The organism is Pseudomonas sp. ASL8, assembly GCF_056680355.1.
Genome location: NZ_CM155278.1, coordinates 3,608,823 through 3,624,935, shown reverse-complemented (window position 1 = coordinate 3,624,935; position 16,113 = coordinate 3,608,823). Strand labels below are relative to the sequence as shown.

Here is a 16,113-nt window from a genome sequence, read left to right as displayed (position 1 = left end):
AGGAGAGACCATGAAAAAGCGTATCGGTATTGTTGGCGCAGGAACCGCAGGTCTGCACCTCGGCCTCTACCTGCTGCAGAATGACGTCGAAGTCACCGTATTTACTGATCGCAAGCCGGAGGAATACGCCGGAATGCGATTGCTGAATACGGTCGCCCATCATGCTGTCACAGTGCAGCGCGAAGAGGCCCTGAACGTAAACAAGTGGCCTTCAGATGAGTACGGCTACTTTGGCCACTACTACTACGTTGGCACCCCTCAACCAATGTCATTCTACGGTGATCTGAAAGCACCGAGCCGCGCCGTTGACTATCGCATGTACCAACCAATGCTTATGCAGGCATTGCTGGCCCGTGGTGGCGAGATCAAATATGACGCGGTGAGCGCTGACGACCTGGAGAAGCTCTCCGAAGAGTTTGACCTACTTGTCGTATGTACTGGCAAGGCCTCTCTGGGTGGTCTTTTTGACAAACAGCCTGAAAACTCCCCCTTCGAGCGTCCACAACGAGCTCTTTGCGTTGGGCTATTCAAAGGGATCAAGGAGGCGCCAATTCGCGCAGTGACCATGTCGTTTTCTCCGGGTCACGGGGAGCTAATCGAAATTCCGACGCTGTCCTTCAATGGCATGGTTACCGCCTTGGTCATGGAGAACCACTTCGGCGCCGACATGGAAGTACTTTCGACTACCAAGTACGACGATGACCCGAAAGCGTTCATGGCGCTTTTGCTGGAGAAGCTGCGCAAGCACCACCCATCTGTTGCTGAACGAATTAATCCAGAAGAATTCGATCTTGCGAATAGCTCGCTCGACATTCTTCAAGGCGGGGTCGTACCTGCGTTCCGCAATGGCAGCTTCCAGTTGAAGAATGGAAAAACTGTTATCGGCCTGGGAGACATTCAAGCCACAGTTGACCCCGTGCTGGGTCAGGGTGCCAATATGGCTTCTTACGCGGCTTGGATCCTCGGCGAAGAGATCGTTGGGCATTCTGTATACGATCAGCGCTTCTGCGAGCATCTTGAGCGTCGTCGCACGGATCGCGTTTTGTGTGCCACCCGCTGGACTAATTTCATGCTCACCAGCCTGGCGCAAGTACCTCAGGAGTTTGTCGACTTCCTTGTCGTCCTCAGCCAGAGCCGAGAAATGGCGGATGAGTTTACCGACAACTTCAACTACCCAGAACGTCAGTGGGACTACTTTTCTAGTCCGCAGCGCACCGGCACTTGGTGCGCGCAGTACTCGCCAAATGTAGCAGCCTGAAGCCACGGCCGTCGGCTGCCTCAGCAGCCGGCGTAACATCGCTTTACTGGATGAAGAATCATGTCAGCAATCATCAGCCCGCCTAAACCCACGGATGCGTTGTGCTTCCGTCAGTCGATTTCACTTTTCGCTACCGGCATTGCAGTCATAAGTATCAAGGCCGAGGACGGCCAAGTGCATGGCATGACGGTCAACAGCTTCACATCGATCAGCCTCGACCCTCCGACGGTTATGGTGTCACTCAAACCAGGTCGGATGCTGGATCTCATCACTCGCGGCAGACGCTACGGCGTCAGCATCCTTGCTGAACATCAACAGACGTCATCAGCCTACTTCAGCAAACGCATACTGGAAGACACACCTCTGCCCGCGTTTACCGTGCGCAATGAGCTTCCGACGCTGGAAGGTGCGTTGGCATGGTTTGAATGCGAGGTGGAGGAAACGCTGGTCGTGCACGATCACACCCTCCTCATTTCCCGCGTCACCGCATGCGATCTTGTGAGGCACGAAACACCTCAACCTTTGCTTTTCTTTGCAAGTCGCTACCACTGCAACCCATCACCACTTGGCTGATTGCCCAACTCAGCCAGCTTCATCCAATAACAAGAAACTAGGGTTCGATAAGGCTATGCCTAATCGAATCGGTACAAGGAGAACGATAATGCTTAGCACATTCCCTCGAAAGATGGCCGGCCACGGCATCTTGATGATTTTCTGCACACTGCTTTTCGGAGTAGGGCTGTGGATGCACCTTGTTGGCGGCTTTGAAATTATACCGGGTTACATCATCGAGTTTCATATTCCCGGCTCCCCAGAAGGCTGGGCCAAAGCTCACGCAGGTCCAGCCCTCAACGGAATGATGGTCATCACTGTTGCCTTAGTACTTCCTAGCCTCGGTTTCACAGAGAAAACCGAACGCCTTTTGGGCTGGACCATCGTCCTCGATGGATGGTCCAACGTATGTTTTTACTTCTTTTCAAATTTTTCCCCGAATCGTGGATTGACTTTTGGCCCAAATCACTTTGGCGCAGGGGACATCTTCAGCGTGGTGGCGCTCGCTCCGGCCTATCTCTTTGGCGTGCTCGCCCTCGTTGCGCTTTTCGTTATCGGTTACCAGGCACTTAAGACTCCGACCACTAGCAATCAATTGGCCAAGCCGCTACCGAATAAGGATCTGTCATGAACACTATTGAATTGCCTGTCGCAACAAACTCTTTGCGCACCCGGATGTTCATTAATGGTAGTTGGGTTGCTGCCAAGTCTGGCGCTCAACTCCCTGTCTATAATCCTGCGACCGGAGAAATCCTGGCACACGTGCCCGACGCTGACGCTAATGACGTCAACGATGCTGTCAGTAGTGCAGTCCACACATTCAATTCTGAAGCATGGAGGCGAATGCCTCCAGTCAAGCGGGAAGCCATTCTGCTCCGGTTAGCAGACTTGCTCGAAGAAAACGCTAATGAATTGGCCGAATTGGAGACGCTCAACAACGGCAAGCTGCTCATTTATTCTCGCATGGTGGAAGTGGGTGCCAGTGCGCAATGGCTACGTTATATGGCTGGCTGGGCGACAAAAATCAATGGAACCACGTTGGATTTGTCCCTGCCCATGCCCCCTCAAGTACGCGTGCGGGCCTCGACTCAACGTGTGCCTGTCGGTGTAGTGGGGGCAATCATTCCTTGGAATTTTCCCCTGTTGATGGCTGTCTGGAAAATTGCACCAGCACTTGCTTGCGGTAATACCGTTGTGCTGAAACCAGCAGAAGAAACGCCACTCACGGCACTGCGTTTGGGAGAGCTGGCGCTCGAAGCAGGCCTGCCTGCAGGGGCCTTGAACGTTATTACTGGGCGTGGTGAAATTGCCGGCGACGCACTTGTGCGACACCCCCAGGTGAACAAAATTGCGTTCACCGGATCCACCGAAGTCGGTCGTATTATTGGTGCGGCTTGTGGCCAAAACCTTAAAGCTGTGTCACTTGAGCTTGGTGGAAAAAGCCCGGTGATCGTCCTGTCGGACTGCGATCCACAACAGGCAGCTGAGGGGGCGGCAGCTGCCATCTTCTTCAACCACGGCCAGGTGTGTACTGCCGGCTCACGCCTCTACATTCATGAGAGCATTTACGAGGATGTGCTCGAAAGAATGAAGGACATTGCTGAGTCCATAGTGCTTGGCGCTGGACTGGATAAAGACGCACAGATGGGCCCCATGGTATCTGCAAAGCATTATGAAAACGTCTTGCAGCACATTCGCAATGGACTCGATGACGGAGCCGAGCTGGTGTGCGGCGGCGCAGAACGACCACTGCCCCACGGTTATTTCATAAAGCCTACAATTTTCGCCAATCGGACCAAAAATGATATTCGACTCCTTACTCAGGAAGTATTTGGCCCGGTCTTGATCGCAACTCCTTTCAGCAGCGTGGAAGAGGTCCTAGACGAGGCCAACAGTTCAATTTATGGATTGGGGGCAAGCGTGTGGACAAATAACATGTCGGCGGCTTTGCGTCTTGCCGATGAGCTCGAAGCGGGTACGGTATGGATAAACACTCATAACATGGTCGATCCGAACTTGCCTTTCGGCGGTTTCAAAGCTTCCGGGGTCGGTCGTGAGCATGGTGCTGCGGCCGTAGAACACTATACGGAGACCCGTTCATTGGTTATTGCCTACTGAGCTATGGGCCACACAGTGGCCCTACCCTTTTTATCTTGTATTAGGCGCCTTACCGCGCTCCAAAAAAATAACAACAATTGACGAGATCGGAAGATGAAAAACAAGTCTTTTACTCAAGCCGCGAGCTGCCTGCCGCTGGCTATCCTGTGCAACTATGCGTCTGCTACTGATGTGTTACGAATGGAGGGCTTCGGTCCAATATCGCGCGCCATGGGCGGTACCTCCATGAGTTATGACGTCGGCAACGCAGGCATGATGAGTAACCCGGCGACTCTCTCCCTGGCCAAACCTGGAAGTCACTTAAGCATCGGCGCAGATGTTGTGACTACTGATATAACAACCCGCAACCAGAACACTGGTGAAACGGCCCACAGTCACGATGAGTCAAATAACCGAGGTCCCTACTACGCGCCAGAGCTTTCTTATAGCTACCGAGGTGATCGGTGGGCAGCGGGTATCGGCGCCTTCGCTCAAGGTGGGTTGGGGACTGAATATGGCAAGGATAGCTTTCTGTCCAACGGCACCAGTGGATCACCGACGGACTTGGATAACAGCAGCAGACTGTTGGTATTAAACATCCCCCTCGCTTTCAGTTTTGACATCAACGATCAGCTGACCATTGGCGCAAGCATGGATGCCATGTGGATGGGTATGAACATTAACATGATGTTTGGAGCCAACCAGGTTGGATCATTGATTGGCGCAGGCCGTGCCACCGGCAGTCTTGTCCCGGTATTAGGTAGTTTGCCTGCGCTCGATGGCGCGCACATCGGATTCACCAAGGACCAACCCCTGGCAAGTGGTGCAGATGCGTGGGGTTTTGGCGGCCGCCTGGGACTGCTTTGGAAAGCGACCGACTCTACTCAGGTCGGTGTCGCCTATAATTTCGCAAGCAAAATGAACGATTTGAAAGGTGACGCAACTGTAACAGCAGTAGACCGGGTCGCAGGGCAAATTCCTATTTCAGGTAAAATTAAAGTACGCGATTTCCAGATGCCAGCTTCGCTCAGCGTCGGCGTAAGCCACTCAATAACCGAAAACTGGCTGATAACTGGGGATTTTTCTCGAGTGTTCTGGCGCGATGCAATGAAAGATATCAAGGTTAGCTTTGTTGATAACCAAGGCCAAGACCTTAATCTAAAATTTCCACAAAACTACAAAGACCAAACAATTGGAGCAATAGGGACAAGTTATAAACTGGGTGATTGGACACTTCGCGCAGGGTATCGACAAGCCACAAAGGCAGCGGAGTCTTCGCTGCTATTCGCGACATTGCCAGTCACCCCAACAAAACACATTTCGACTGGATTTTCGTATCAACTAACCGAGTCAGGTCATATCGATTTTGCGTACGATCATGCACTGAAAGAGACCACATACAACAGTTCCTTACCTAATACAGCTGTACCAATAAAAAACACCCATTCTCAAGACAACTTCGTACTTGGCTACACCTACGACTTCTAGGGCGAAGAAAATGCATAAGTTAATTGTATTATACCCACACCCTGCTGAACCGGAAGACTTTCTAGCTTATTATGAAGCTACGCATCAGCCCCAAGTCCAGCATCTGCCGGGATTGATCTCTTCATCCTATGGCCGAGTGGACAACCCAAACAGCGAGTATTTTGTGGTGTTTGAGGCTGTATTTAATGATTTGCCTTCGCTGCAGGAGGCCCTAGGTTCGCAAGCCGGGAAAAATCTCGCTGCAGATATTCCGAACTACTCACCAAAGGGTGCCCTAATTCTCACGTTAGAAACGTGCTAGGTCATAACAGATAACATTTGCCCGGGCTTTTGTGTTCCGGGCAAATGAGTTCTATACATTTACTGATAACTCTGCCATCTCGACCGCCTCATAACCTTCCTCTAGGGTATAACTTATCCCTTCCATACATCATTAACATACCGGTAGCAATATGCCCCGCATACCAACTTTTCGAATGGTGGCCATCTGGAGCTGCATCTACGTTTCGGCCATTATTATTACTCTCTCAACTCTTTCACTTGTTTTTATTAGTCAGAGTTACTCAATCACTGACGAAAGCAAATTCATCCATTTTACATGCCAGCCTGATTGCGCTCAGGTACTCAGCGAGATCAATGAGCAGCAGAGATATAGATACGATGAAGTTAAGCTAAAAACTCTTATATCTTGCACTACCTCCATCCTCATCGTTTTATTATCAGTAGTCATTATCACACGGCGCGTATCTCGACTGCTCGGTGCAGAGCTACCCGAGCTCGTCGTGAGCGCCATCGCCCTACAACTCCCAAGATCAAATAGGTCAAAGATCATATCGAGTGTGCAGGAGTGGTTATTTGATTTGAAACTCAAACTTGGTGATCATTCCGAAAAACTTCAGCACTATGCAGATAAAGTGGCGACTGAGTTCAATGAGATATTTTTGGCCTCTGAAAGCGCGAAAGCCGGAATTGCACGTCAATGTACGCTCATTGAGCGTTTAACTACAAAAGCAAATGACCTGAGCAATACTGTAGAAGTCACCTTACTCAATGCCGAGGCCGTAGCTGGAGCGGCAGATGCCGCAAACACTCAAGCACACGTGGGCGCCGATCTTGCGCGCACAGCTGTTGGTCAAATTGAGCTTTTGGAGCAAAGGGTTAAAAAATCCACAGCATCAATAATTTTGCTACAGGAAAACAGCAACCATATCAGCTCAGTACTCGACGTGATTCGCTCGATCGCAGATCAAACAAATTTGCTGGCCCTCAATGCTGCGATAGAGGCTGCGCGAGCAGGTGACAGTGGTCGAGGATTCGCGGTAGTAGCCGATGAAGTCCGAGGATTGGCAATGCGTACACAAACAGCAACCGTAGAAATTCGAGAAATGATTGCGAGCTTGCATGGGACCTTGATCGACGCCGTCGGCGGGATGGAAGCCTGCAGCAAATTGGCAAGCTCAAGCCTTGCCGACGCCTACAAGGCGGGCGGCTCTGTACTGACTGTCACAGATATGATCGGAGATATTCGACTGAAAATGCAGGATCTAGTGGGTAATGCCACTAGCCACAGAGCTGATATCGAGAGACTTATAACTGCCTTCTCCACCTTGAAAGAGAACGCGATTATTTGTGTTGCCAGCGCAGACCAAGCCTTTAAGAGCTGTTCTGCATTACCGAACTTGCATTGCCAAGTCTTGGGTTAATCCAGGAAAAAATCGCGCCTAAGAGCCTCCGACCCCTGGAATTCTTTGGAAGCTGCACTATTACCTATCAAGCTTGATGCGAGGAGGGGCACGATTGTCGGCCTGTAAAATCACTCTAATCGACGCATTGCGGCCCGGCGACTTCAGGGGCAGTGGAAACTCCTGGCAGCTGTCTATGATTTTGCTGTCTCAACTGGCCGAAAAAGCCCTGCGTTTCCATTCGGTCAAGTACGATCATCGAATTGACGCGACATCCCATCACTATGCTCACCCGGGAAATACTACAAGTAACACCCGTGAAATACCCAGGAGTGGGCCTGATGGATGACTATGTCAATTAGCTAGCTTTCTCGAGCTTGAACATAGAACCTTATTATCACCCTGGAGCCATACCGGCCGGCCGTCGAGCAGGAATACCACAAAGTATTCCCCCTTCGCCGGCAGCAACTTCCAGGATGCTGAACAGGCATTGACGAAACCGAGCTTCAGCGCGCCGTACTGACGCGCCCATATATCGCTGGCAATCCCGGCGTCTAGAGGTGCGCATTGAAGGCGCCACAGATGTGGTTGATCTGATGAATCCACTGATCAACGCCATCACGACGTTGTTCAATTGAAGAAATCATGTCAGACCTCGCGCAGGCTTATTTTATTGTCTACGCCAATCCACAGGTTCTGCGTAACCGCAGCGCTCCAGGGCAACAACGGGCTATTTCAGCCCGCCAAACCGCCGGTAAAAACTTTCGCCGACATCCGGCAGCGGGCCATCGGCGGTTTCCAGTGCAGTGTTCAACCATTCCTCGGCTTTGACGTAGATCAACCGGTAAATGTTGCGGCACAACTGGCGGGCGGCCCGACCCTCCCAGTCGCCGGGCAACAATTCGTCCGGCAATTGCGGGTCGCGCAGCAGCAATTTGCGGTACTCGTGAATAAGCAAGACCCGTGCTAGGAAGCAGTCAGCCGGTACCAGGTCCTCTTGCTCACGAAGCGCTTGCCAGAGCGGTCGAAACAGCTGAATGAACTCGCTGTAATGGGTCGCCAGTTCCTCGATGCTCCAGCTCTCGCGCACTTGCAGGCGCAGGGCCTTGGAGGCCAATACGTCCTGAGCAGTGGTTTCGAAAACGATGGTGTCTTCCTGGGCACCTAGGTCGAGCAAGGCCGCGTTGACATCGGTCCGGTCACTGCGCGGACAGGCCAGCACCGCCGGTGAAATCGCACCAAAACCTTGCCATTCCAGTTCTTCGCGCACTTGTTTACGCTTCTCCTGAGTCAGTTGCGAAAGCATCACCAGACACCAGGAACCGTCCCAAGCCGGCATGCTGTTGCTGTAGACCCGCTTGAACGCCTTGTCGAAACGCCGGCGCCCGGTGCCGGTCAGGCTGTAGTAACTGCGCCGTCCGACTTTCTCGGCGGTCAGCCAGCCTTCCTTGGTCAGACGGAAGATCGAAGTACGGATCAGCCGTTCATTGATCCCGATCGGTTCGAGCAACTGAATCAGGCTACCCAGCCACACGGTGCCGCCATGGGGCTCGATGGCATCGCCGTACAGGGTGATGATCAATGAACTGGCGCGAATCGGCGTCTGCTCCTGGAAGCGGGTAATCAGATGGTTCAACGGTGTCAGGGACGACATGGGCGTACCAAGCTAAAAAAGAAAAGGAATATACCGAAAGCTGCCCAATTAAACGCAATCTCTCAAGGAGCTGCTGCAGGCTGCGATTTTTTGATTTTGTTTTTTAGAATCAAAGTCAAAAGATAACACCCTGTGGCAATTCCTACAGGAGAGCCGTGTTCACGCGCCGCTGCCCTTGGGCCGTAAACTGCTGTCGCTGATGCGTGGGCGATCCGGCTCCGGTTCGGTCAGCGGTTCGCAGACTTGCATCTGCTCCAGGCAGCGCTTGGCCAGTTGCTGATACTCGCGGGTCCCCGCCTGCTTCCAGGCCACCTCCTGATCACTGAGCGTGCGCTTGATGCTGGCCGGCGCGCCCATGACTAGCGACTGCTCGGGGCATTCAAAACTGGCCTTAACGAATGCCGCCGCCGACACGAATGAACGCGGGCCGATCCGCGCGTTGTCCATGACCACTGCATTCATGCCCACCAGTGCGTCGGCGCCGATCCGGCAACCGTGCAACACCGCGCCATGACCAATATGGCCGTTGCGCTCGACCACGGTGTCGCTGTCCGGAAAACCGTGCATCACGCAGGTGTCCTGCAGATTGGCGCCCTCCTCCAGCACGATCCGCCCAAAGTCCCCGCGCAAACTGGCCAGCGGGCCGACGTAGCAATGGGGGCCGACAATCACGTCACCGATCAATACAGCCGACGGATGCACATAAGCGCTCGGATCAACCACCGGGGTCAGGCCATCAAGGCTGTAGCAGGTCATGGAAGGTCCCTTCACAAAGCGATGCCAATATTTATTCATTTTGTATCACATCTATTTTAACATCACAAAGGCAAAAAACCGTATCACTTGAGAAAGCCCTTCCCGACGACCTGCCCTGCGCCGCCTTAAGCGGCAAAAAACCCAATAAAATCGGGACAAAAGCTCCCATCAACTACCGCTTTACCCATCCAAAAAAACACCAAACCCATACCAATGGGACACATTAAATATATTTTTGTATTGCATTTGCGTATCACGTTATAGCTATACTTGGGCAAAACCGGCCCCAGCGGCCGATCCAATAACAAGCCGGCACTCCGCCGAGCGTGCATCGTGAGGGCATCCGCCATGCCTCTAACCCTTGCTGTCGAGTTCCTCGAGCCGGGCGTTCGCCTGATTACCCTGCAGCGCCCGCAAGCACTGAATGCCCTGACCACCGAATTGCTCGGTGAATTGGCGGATGAACTGACCGCTGCGCAAGCCGATCCCGACACTCATGCCGTTGTCCTGACCGGCAGCCGCAAAGCCTTCGCGGCTGGGGCCGATATCAAGGAAATGGCCGAACGCAATCTGGTTGGCATCCTCGAAGACCCACGCCAGGCGTCATGGCAGACCATCACCCGTTTCAACAAGCCGCTGATCGCGGCTGTCAATGGCTTTGCCCTCGGCGGTGGCTGCGAACTGGCGATGCACGCCGACATCATCATTGCCGGTGAAGACGCCCGTTTTGGTCAGCCGGAAATCAACCTCGGGATCATGCCCGGCGCCGGTGGCACCCAACGCCTGCTGCGTGCTGTGGGCAAGTCCATGGCGATGCAGATGGTCCTGACCGGCGAGCCGATTGACGCCCGCCAGGCCCAACGTGCTGGTTTGGTCAGTGAAGTGACTCAACCGGAATTCACCGTCGAACACGCTTTGCAGATTGCCCACCGTATTGCCGCAAAAGCCCCTTTGGCTGTGCGCCTGGCCAAGGAAGCGCTGCTCAAGGCGATGGACACCGACCTTGCCAGCGGCCTGCGTTTCGAACGCCATGCCTTCACATTGCTGGCGGGTACCCGCGACCGCGACGAAGGCATCCGGGCCTTTCAGGAAAAGCGCACACCGACATTTACCGGCGAATAACCCGCCGATCAGCCATCGAATTCGAACGACCTCTTAGAGAGCGCCATGACCATGAACTTCGAACACATCCTGTTTTCCATCGAGGCCGGCGTCGCCCTGCTCAGCCTCAATCGGCCGGACCAACTGAACAGCTTCAATGCGCAGATGCACGGCGAAGTGAAGGAAGCGCTGAAACTGGTTCGGCAAACCCCGGACGTGCGCGTCCTGCTGCTGACCGGTGAAGGCCGCGGTTTCTGCGCCGGGCAAGACCTCAGCGACCGCAATGTCGCGCCGGACGGCGCCGTGCCGGATCTGGGTGAATCGATCGAGAAATTCTATAACCCGCTGATCCGCCAATTGCGCGACCTGCCGATGCCGGTGATCTGCGCGGTCAACGGTGTAGCCGCCGGGGCCGGCGCCAACATTCCGCTGGCCTGCGACCTGGTGTTGGCGGCGCGCTCGGCGAGTTTCATTCAGGCCTTCTGCAAAATCGGCCTGATCCCCGACTCCGGCGGCACCTGGACCTTGCCGCGCCTGGTCGGCATAGCCCGCGCCAAGGCCCTAGCCTTGCTCGGTAATCGCTTGAGTGCCGAGCAAGCCGAGCAATGGGGGCTGATCTACCGCTGCGTCGATGACGCTGAACTGCGCAATGAAGCCCTGACGCTAGCCCGCCATTTGGCCACGCAACCGACTTATGGTCTAGCACTAATCAAACGCAGCCTGAACGCCAGCCTGAGCAACACGTTTGACGAACAACTGGAGCTGGAAAAAGATCTGCAACGCCTGGCCGGGCGCAGCGAGGATTACCGTGAAGGCGTCAGCGCGTTCATGGAAAAACGCAGCCCAAGTTTCAAGGGGCGCTGAGTCATGACTGCTCTAAACACAAACGCGCGCATCGCGGTGATCGGCGCCGGCGCCATGGGCGCAGGCATTGCGCAGGTCGCCGCACAGGCCGGTCATCCGGTGCTATTGCTCGACAATCGCCCCGGCGCTGCTGCGCAGGCGATCGATGGCATTGACCGACAACTGGGCAAACGCGTCGAAAACGGCAAGCTCTCGGCTGAAGCACGCACTGCAACCATCGCCCGCCTGCAGGCAGTGGAAGCCATCGAAGCCCTGGCCGATTGCGAACTGATCATAGAAGCCATCGTCGAGAACCTCGAGGCCAAACGCGCCCTGTTCCGGCAGCTAGAAGGCATCTGCAGCGAGCACTGCATTCTCGCCAGCAACACCTCGTCGCTGTCGATTACCAGCATCGCCGCGCAACTGAATCATCCGCAACGTTTGCTTGGCCTACACTTCTTCAACCCGGCGCCGGTCATGGCGCTGGTGGAAATTGTCTCAGGCCTGGTCAGCGATCCGGCGTTGGCCGAGTGTCTGTATGACACCGCCAAAGCCTGGGGCAAAAAACCGGTGCACACCCGCTCCACGCCTGGCTTCATCGTCAACCGCGTAGCCCGGCCGTTTTACGCAGAGAGCATGCGTCTGTTGCAAGAAGGCGCCGCCGATTGCCCGACCCTCGATGCGCTGATGCGCGATGCCGGTGGATTTGCAATGGGTGCGTTCGAGCTGACCGATCTGATCGGTCATGACGTCAACTATGCCGTGACCTGCTCGGTGTTCGACGCCTATTACGGCGACACCCGCTTTCTGCCGTCGCTGATTCAGAAAGAACTGGTCGACGCCGGGCGTTTGGGGCGCAAAAGCGGTCAGGGCTTTTATAGCTATGCCGACGGTGCCGAGCGTGCGCAGCCCGCCTCGATCATCAGCGAACAAGCCATTGAAACCTGCGTCGTGGAAGGCGATCTCGGCATTGCAGAGAGCCTAATCCCACGCTTGCGCGAACATGGCGTCGAAATCATCCAGCGCGATGGTCAAGGCTTGCTGCGGGTCGGCGACGCGGTGCTGGCGTTGAGCGACGGGCGCATGGCCAGTCAACGGGCCAATGAAGACGGTCTACACAATCTGATCCTGCTCGACCTGGCGTTCGACTACGGCAAGGCCAGTCGGATCGCCATCAGCTGCTCGACAGACATCGATCCATCAGCGCTTGAACAAGGCCTCGCCCTGCTGCAACGGGCAGGACTTAAAGTTAGCCAACTCAGCGACAGCCCGGCCCTCGCCGTGTTGCGCACCGTCGCCATGCTCGCCAATGAAGCCGCCGACGCCCTGCTGCGAGGAGTTGCCTCGGCCGCCGACATCGACCTAGCGATGCGCGCAGGGGTCAATTACCCACAAGGCCCGCTGGCCTGGGCCGATGCCATCGGGCTTGCGCAGATCCTCACCGTGCTCCAAAACCTGCAAGCCAGTTATGGCGAAGAACGTTATCGGCCATCGCTGCTGTTGCGCCGCCGGGTCGCTGAAGGAAGGACATTCCATGACAAACCATGAAGCAATGAATCTGGCCAGCACCTGCGCGCAAGCGATGTTCAAGCGCGACGCCGCCAGCCAAGCAATGGGTATGCGCCTGCTCTCGGCGGCGCCCGGCGCAGCCCGCGTGGGCATGAACGTGCGCGCCAAGATGATTCAGGGCCACGGCACTTGCCACGGCGGCTACCTGTTCGCCCTCGCTGACTCGGCGTTTGCCTTCGCCTGCAACAGTTACAACGAAGCTACGGTGGCCATCGGTTGCAGCATCGACTACATCGCCCCGGCGCGCCTGGGCGACACCTTGACGGCCGACTGCACCGAGCAAAGCCGTTCCGGTCGCACCGGCAACTACGACGTACGCATTGAAAACCAACAGGGCCAGTTGATCGCCCTGTTCCATGGCAAATCCTACAAAGTGCGCGGCGCTGTGCTGACGCAGGAGAACCCGAATGAATGACGCCTTGATCATCGATGCAGTGCGGACCCCGATCGGCCGCTACGCCGGCGCCTTGAGCAGTGTGCGTGCCGACGACCTCGGCGCGGTGCCTCTGCGCGAATTGCTGCGCCGTCACCCGCAGGTCGACTGGAATGCCGTCGACGATGTGATCTACGGCTGTGCCAACCAGGCCGGCGAAGACAACCGCAACGTCGCCCGCATGTCAGCGCTGCTGGCCGGGTTGCCGGTCAGCGTGCCGGGCACCACCCTCAACCGTTTGTGCGGTTCCGGGCTGGATGCGATCGGCACGGCTGCGCGGGCGATTCGTTGTGGCGAGGCCGGCCTGATGCTGGTGGGCGGCGTCGAATCGATGTCCCGCGCGCCGCTGGTGATGGGCAAGGCCGAGCAAGCCTTTTCCCGCGACGCGCAGCTTTACGACACCACCATCGGCTGGCGCTTCGTCAATCCGCTGATGAAAAAAGCCTTCGGCGTCGACTCCATGCCGGAGACCGCCGAGAACGTCGCCGAGCAGTTCAACATCTCCCGCGCCGACCAGGACGCCTTTGCCCTGCGCAGCCAGCAGCGGGCTAGCGCCGCCCAGGCCAGCGGGCGCTTTGCCAAAGAAATCGTCGCGGTAGAAATCCCCCAGCGCAAAGGCCCGGCCAAAGTCGTCGAGCATGACGAGCACCCACGCGGCGACACTACGCTTGAGCAGTTGCAGAAGCTCGGCACGCCGTTCCGCGAAGGCGGCAGCATCACCGCCGGCAATGCGTCCGGGGTCAACGACGGGGCCTGCGCGCTGTTGCTGGCCAGCCCGGAAGTTGCGAAGCGTCACGGCTTAACTGCACGTGGCCGGGTGGTGGCGATGGCCACTGCCGGGGTCGAGCCACGCATCATGGGCATCGGCCCGGTGCCGGCGACTCGCAAGGTGCTGGAGCTGGCCAACCTGAGCCTGGCCGATATGGATGTGATCGAACTCAATGAAGCCTTTGCCGCGCAAGGTCTGGCGGTACTCCGCGAGCTCGGCCTGAGCGACACCGATGCACGGGTCAACCCGAATGGCGGCGCGATTGCCCTCGGCCATCCGCTGGGGATGAGCGGCGCACGGCTGGTGACCACCGCCTTGCATGAACTGGAAGAACGTCAGGGTCGCTATGCCTTGTGCACCATGTGCATCGGCGTCGGCCAGGGCATCGCGCTGATCATCGAGCGCTTGTCCGACTAAAGAACCGCGATTCCCGGGGAGCCGAGAGGTATCCTTGGGGCATGCACTCAAAGCCCTTCCGAGGAGGGGCTGAAACACAAAAATAATTAGAGTGAAATCATGAACATGCCAAATGCCCAATCCGTGCTTGATCTTGTGCTGGACCCGATGGAAACCGCCAGCATCGACGAACTCCGTCAGCACCAGCTGGATCGCCTGCGCTGGAGCCTGAACCACGCTTACAACAATGTGCCGCTGTACCGTCAACGCTTCGATGCGCTGGGCGTGCACCCGGACGACATCCAGTCCCTGGAGGACCTGGCGAAGTTTCCTTTCACCACCAAATCCGACCTGCGCGACAACTACCCCTATGGCATGTTCGCCGTGCCGATGCACGACATCGTGCGTCTGCACGCATCCAGCGGCACCACGGGCAAACCGACCGTGGTCGGCTACACCCAGAACGACATCGACACCTGGGCCAACGTGGTTGCGCGCTCGATTCGCGCTGCGGGTGGCCGCCGTGGCGACAAGGTGCACATTTCCTATGGCTACGGCCTGTTCACCGGTGGCCTGGGTGCGCATTACGGTGCAGAACGATTGGGCTGCACGGTGATTCCGATGTCGGGTGGCCAGACAGAGAAACAAGTGCAACTGATCAAGGATTTCCAACCGGACATCATCATGGTCACGCCGTCCTACATGCTCAACATAGCCGATGAAATCGAGCGTCAGGGTATCGACTCGCACAAATTGGCCCTGCGCCTGGGCATCTTCGGTGCCGAGCCGTGGACTGCCGAACTGCGCAGCGCCATCGAAAACCGTTTGGGCATCACCGCGCTAGACATCTACGGTCTCTCGGAAATCATGGGGCCAGGCGTCGCCATGGAATGCGCCGAGACCAAGGACGGGCCGACCATCTGGGAAGACCACTTCTACCCGGAAATCATCGACCCGGTCACGGGTGAAGTGCTACCGGACGGTCAGATGGGTGAGCTGGTGTTCACGTCCCTGAGCAAAGAAGCCTTGCCGATGATCCGCTATCGCACTCGCGACCTGACGCGACTGCTGCCGGGTACTGCCCGGCCGATGCGACGGATCGACAAGATCACAGGGCGCAGCGATGACATGTTGATCATTCGTGGGGTCAATGTGTTCCCGACGCAGATCGAGGAGCAGGTGCTGAAAGTTAAACAACTTTCCGAGTTCTATGAGATTCATCTGTATCGCAATGGCAACCTAGACAGTGTCGATGTACATGTGGAGCTAAAGGCTGAGCACCAGCACCTAAGCGATGAACAGCAAAAGGCGATATGTGGTGAGCTGAGCAAACACATCAAAACCTATATCGGCATCAGTACGCGAATCGTCTTGCAGCCATTCCATTCGATCAAGCGCTCAGAGGGCAAGGCTTGCCACGTCATGGATAAACGTCCGAAAGAATGACTGCTGCACCTTTAGCCCCGCTTTATGCGGGGCTTAATGAGATGGTCAGCCTGACCGAGAAGCCCCACA

The 16,113-nt window shown here is 56.0% G+C and carries 15 protein-coding genes; 13 read left to right on the top strand and 2 right to left on the bottom strand.

What is annotated here, in order from left to right; genetic code table 11:
- Positions 1 to 10: 10 nt before the first annotated feature.
- The 7 genes from styA to AC1MEA_RS16705 all read left to right on the top strand — a co-directional run bounded on the left by styA (position 11) and on the right by AC1MEA_RS16705 (position 7,098).
- Positions 11 to 1,258, top strand: a complete 1,248-nt coding sequence (styA, locus tag AC1MEA_RS16735) for a styrene monooxygenase subunit StyA (protein WP_480416827.1) — start codon at positions 11 to 13, stop codon at positions 1,256 to 1,258.
- Between the two features lie 60 nt (positions 1,259 to 1,318).
- The gene (styB, locus tag AC1MEA_RS16730) at positions 1,319 to 1,831 is read left to right on the top strand and encodes a styrene monooxygenase NADH-dependent flavin reductase subunit StyB (protein ID WP_480416826.1); all 513 of its coding nucleotides are present in this window, start codon (positions 1,319 to 1,321) and stop codon (positions 1,829 to 1,831) included.
- Positions 1,832 to 1,919: 88 nt separating this feature from the next.
- Positions 1,920 to 2,441: a styrene-oxide isomerase StyC gene (gene styC, locus AC1MEA_RS16725; protein ID WP_480416825.1), complete on the top strand. Its 522-nt coding sequence runs from the start codon at positions 1,920 to 1,922 to the stop codon at positions 2,439 to 2,441.
- Positions 2,438 to 3,928 carry a phenylacetaldehyde dehydrogenase StyD gene (gene styD, locus AC1MEA_RS16720; protein ID WP_480416824.1) on the top strand — a complete coding sequence of 497 codons (1,491 nt, stop codon included), beginning with the start codon at positions 2,438 to 2,440 and terminating at the stop codon, positions 3,926 to 3,928. Before styC ends, styD begins: the two co-directional genes overlap by 4 nt.
- 93 nt (positions 3,929 to 4,021) lie before the next feature.
- On the top strand, positions 4,022 to 5,395 hold the full coding sequence (locus tag AC1MEA_RS16715; protein WP_480416823.1) for an OmpP1/FadL family transporter: 1,374 nt from the start codon (positions 4,022 to 4,024) through the stop codon (positions 5,393 to 5,395).
- 10 nt (positions 5,396 to 5,405) lie between these two features.
- Entirely contained in the window at positions 5,406 to 5,696 is a 291-nt protein-coding gene (locus AC1MEA_RS16710; RefSeq protein ID WP_480416822.1) for an EthD family reductase, read from the top strand.
- Positions 5,697 to 5,847: 151 nt separating this feature from the next.
- Positions 5,848 to 7,098: a methyl-accepting chemotaxis protein gene (locus AC1MEA_RS16705; RefSeq protein ID WP_480416821.1), complete on the top strand. Its 1,251-nt coding sequence runs from the start codon at positions 5,848 to 5,850 to the stop codon at positions 7,096 to 7,098.
- A gap of 709 nt (positions 7,099 to 7,807) precedes the next feature.
- Here AC1MEA_RS16705 and paaX read toward each other — a convergent pair.
- Together paaX and paaY are read right to left on the bottom strand one after the other, a co-directional pair.
- On the bottom strand, positions 7,808 to 8,731 hold the full coding sequence (gene paaX / locus AC1MEA_RS16700; protein WP_480416820.1) for a phenylacetic acid degradation operon negative regulatory protein PaaX: 924 nt from the start codon (positions 8,729 to 8,731) through the stop codon (positions 7,808 to 7,810).
- A 159-nt stretch (positions 8,732 to 8,890) separates the two neighbouring features.
- Positions 8,891 to 9,487 carry a phenylacetic acid degradation protein PaaY gene (gene paaY, locus AC1MEA_RS16695; RefSeq protein WP_480416819.1) on the bottom strand — a complete coding sequence of 199 codons (597 nt, stop codon included), beginning with the start codon at positions 9,485 to 9,487 and terminating at the stop codon, positions 8,891 to 8,893.
- 348 nt (positions 9,488 to 9,835) lie between these two features.
- Here paaY and paaF point away from each other — a divergent pair, with 348 nt between their 5' ends.
- From paaF to paaK, 6 genes are all read left to right on the top strand, one after another.
- The gene (gene paaF, locus AC1MEA_RS16690; protein WP_480416818.1) at positions 9,836 to 10,609 is read left to right on the top strand and encodes a 2,3-dehydroadipyl-CoA hydratase PaaF; all 774 of its coding nucleotides are present in this window, start codon (positions 9,836 to 9,838) and stop codon (positions 10,607 to 10,609) included.
- Positions 10,610 to 10,660: 51 nt separating this feature from the next.
- Complete coding sequence (gene paaG / locus AC1MEA_RS16685; RefSeq protein ID WP_480918159.1) at positions 10,661 to 11,452, top strand: 2-(1,2-epoxy-1,2-dihydrophenyl)acetyl-CoA isomerase PaaG; 792 nt, start codon at positions 10,661 to 10,663, stop codon at positions 11,450 to 11,452.
- A 3-nt stretch (positions 11,453 to 11,455) separates the two neighbouring features.
- Positions 11,456 to 12,979, top strand: coding sequence for a 3-hydroxyacyl-CoA dehydrogenase PaaH (paaH, locus tag AC1MEA_RS16680; RefSeq protein ID WP_480416817.1), 1,524 nt, complete (start codon positions 11,456 to 11,458; stop codon positions 12,977 to 12,979).
- The gene (gene paaI / locus AC1MEA_RS16675; protein ID WP_480416816.1) at positions 12,966 to 13,415 is read left to right on the top strand and encodes a hydroxyphenylacetyl-CoA thioesterase PaaI; all 450 of its coding nucleotides are present in this window, start codon (positions 12,966 to 12,968) and stop codon (positions 13,413 to 13,415) included. Before paaH ends, paaI begins: the two co-directional genes overlap by 14 nt.
- Positions 13,408 to 14,619 (top strand): 3-oxoadipyl-CoA thiolase, encoded by a 1,212-nt coding sequence (gene pcaF / locus AC1MEA_RS16670; protein WP_480416815.1) that lies wholly within the window; start codon positions 13,408 to 13,410, stop codon positions 14,617 to 14,619. The genes paaI and pcaF overlap by 8 nt, the downstream gene beginning before the upstream one ends.
- A gap of 99 nt (positions 14,620 to 14,718) precedes the next feature.
- On the top strand, positions 14,719 to 16,044 hold the full coding sequence (gene paaK / locus AC1MEA_RS16665; protein WP_480416813.1) for a phenylacetate--CoA ligase PaaK: 1,326 nt from the start codon (positions 14,719 to 14,721) through the stop codon (positions 16,042 to 16,044).
- The last annotated feature ends 69 nt before the right edge of the window (positions 16,045 to 16,113 follow it).

What these genes read in the sequence shown, in the direction of transcription:
- styA (WP_480416827.1), top strand. Translation starts at nt 11, where the DNA reads ATGAAAAAGCGTATCGGTATTGTTGGCGCAGGAACCGCAGGTCTGCAC.
- styB (WP_480416826.1), top strand. Translation starts at nt 1,319, where the DNA reads ATGTCAGCAATCATCAGCCCGCCTAAACCCACGGATGCGTTGTGCTTC.
- styC (WP_480416825.1), top strand. Translation starts at nt 1,920, where the DNA reads ATGCTTAGCACATTCCCTCGAAAGATGGCCGGCCACGGCATCTTGATG.
- styD (WP_480416824.1), top strand. Translation starts at nt 2,438, where the DNA reads ATGAACACTATTGAATTGCCTGTCGCAACAAACTCTTTGCGCACCCGG.
- AC1MEA_RS16715 (WP_480416823.1), top strand. Translation starts at nt 4,022, where the DNA reads ATGAAAAACAAGTCTTTTACTCAAGCCGCGAGCTGCCTGCCGCTGGCT.
- AC1MEA_RS16710 (WP_480416822.1), top strand. Translation starts at nt 5,406, where the DNA reads ATGCATAAGTTAATTGTATTATACCCACACCCTGCTGAACCGGAAGAC.
- AC1MEA_RS16705 (WP_480416821.1), top strand. Translation starts at nt 5,848, where the DNA reads ATGCCCCGCATACCAACTTTTCGAATGGTGGCCATCTGGAGCTGCATC.
- paaX (WP_480416820.1), bottom strand. Translation starts at nt 8,731, where the DNA reads ATGTCGTCCCTGACACCGTTGAACCATCTGATTACCCGCTTCCAGGAG.
- paaY (WP_480416819.1), bottom strand. Translation starts at nt 9,487, where the DNA reads ATGACCTGCTACAGCCTTGATGGCCTGACCCCGGTGGTTGATCCGAGC.
- paaF (WP_480416818.1), top strand. Translation starts at nt 9,836, where the DNA reads ATGCCTCTAACCCTTGCTGTCGAGTTCCTCGAGCCGGGCGTTCGCCTG.
- paaG (WP_480918159.1), top strand. Translation starts at nt 10,661, where the DNA reads ATGAACTTCGAACACATCCTGTTTTCCATCGAGGCCGGCGTCGCCCTG.
- paaH (WP_480416817.1), top strand. Translation starts at nt 11,456, where the DNA reads ATGACTGCTCTAAACACAAACGCGCGCATCGCGGTGATCGGCGCCGGC.
- paaI (WP_480416816.1), top strand. Translation starts at nt 12,966, where the DNA reads ATGACAAACCATGAAGCAATGAATCTGGCCAGCACCTGCGCGCAAGCG.
- pcaF (WP_480416815.1), top strand. Translation starts at nt 13,408, where the DNA reads ATGAATGACGCCTTGATCATCGATGCAGTGCGGACCCCGATCGGCCGC.
- paaK (WP_480416813.1), top strand. Translation starts at nt 14,719, where the DNA reads ATGAACATGCCAAATGCCCAATCCGTGCTTGATCTTGTGCTGGACCCG.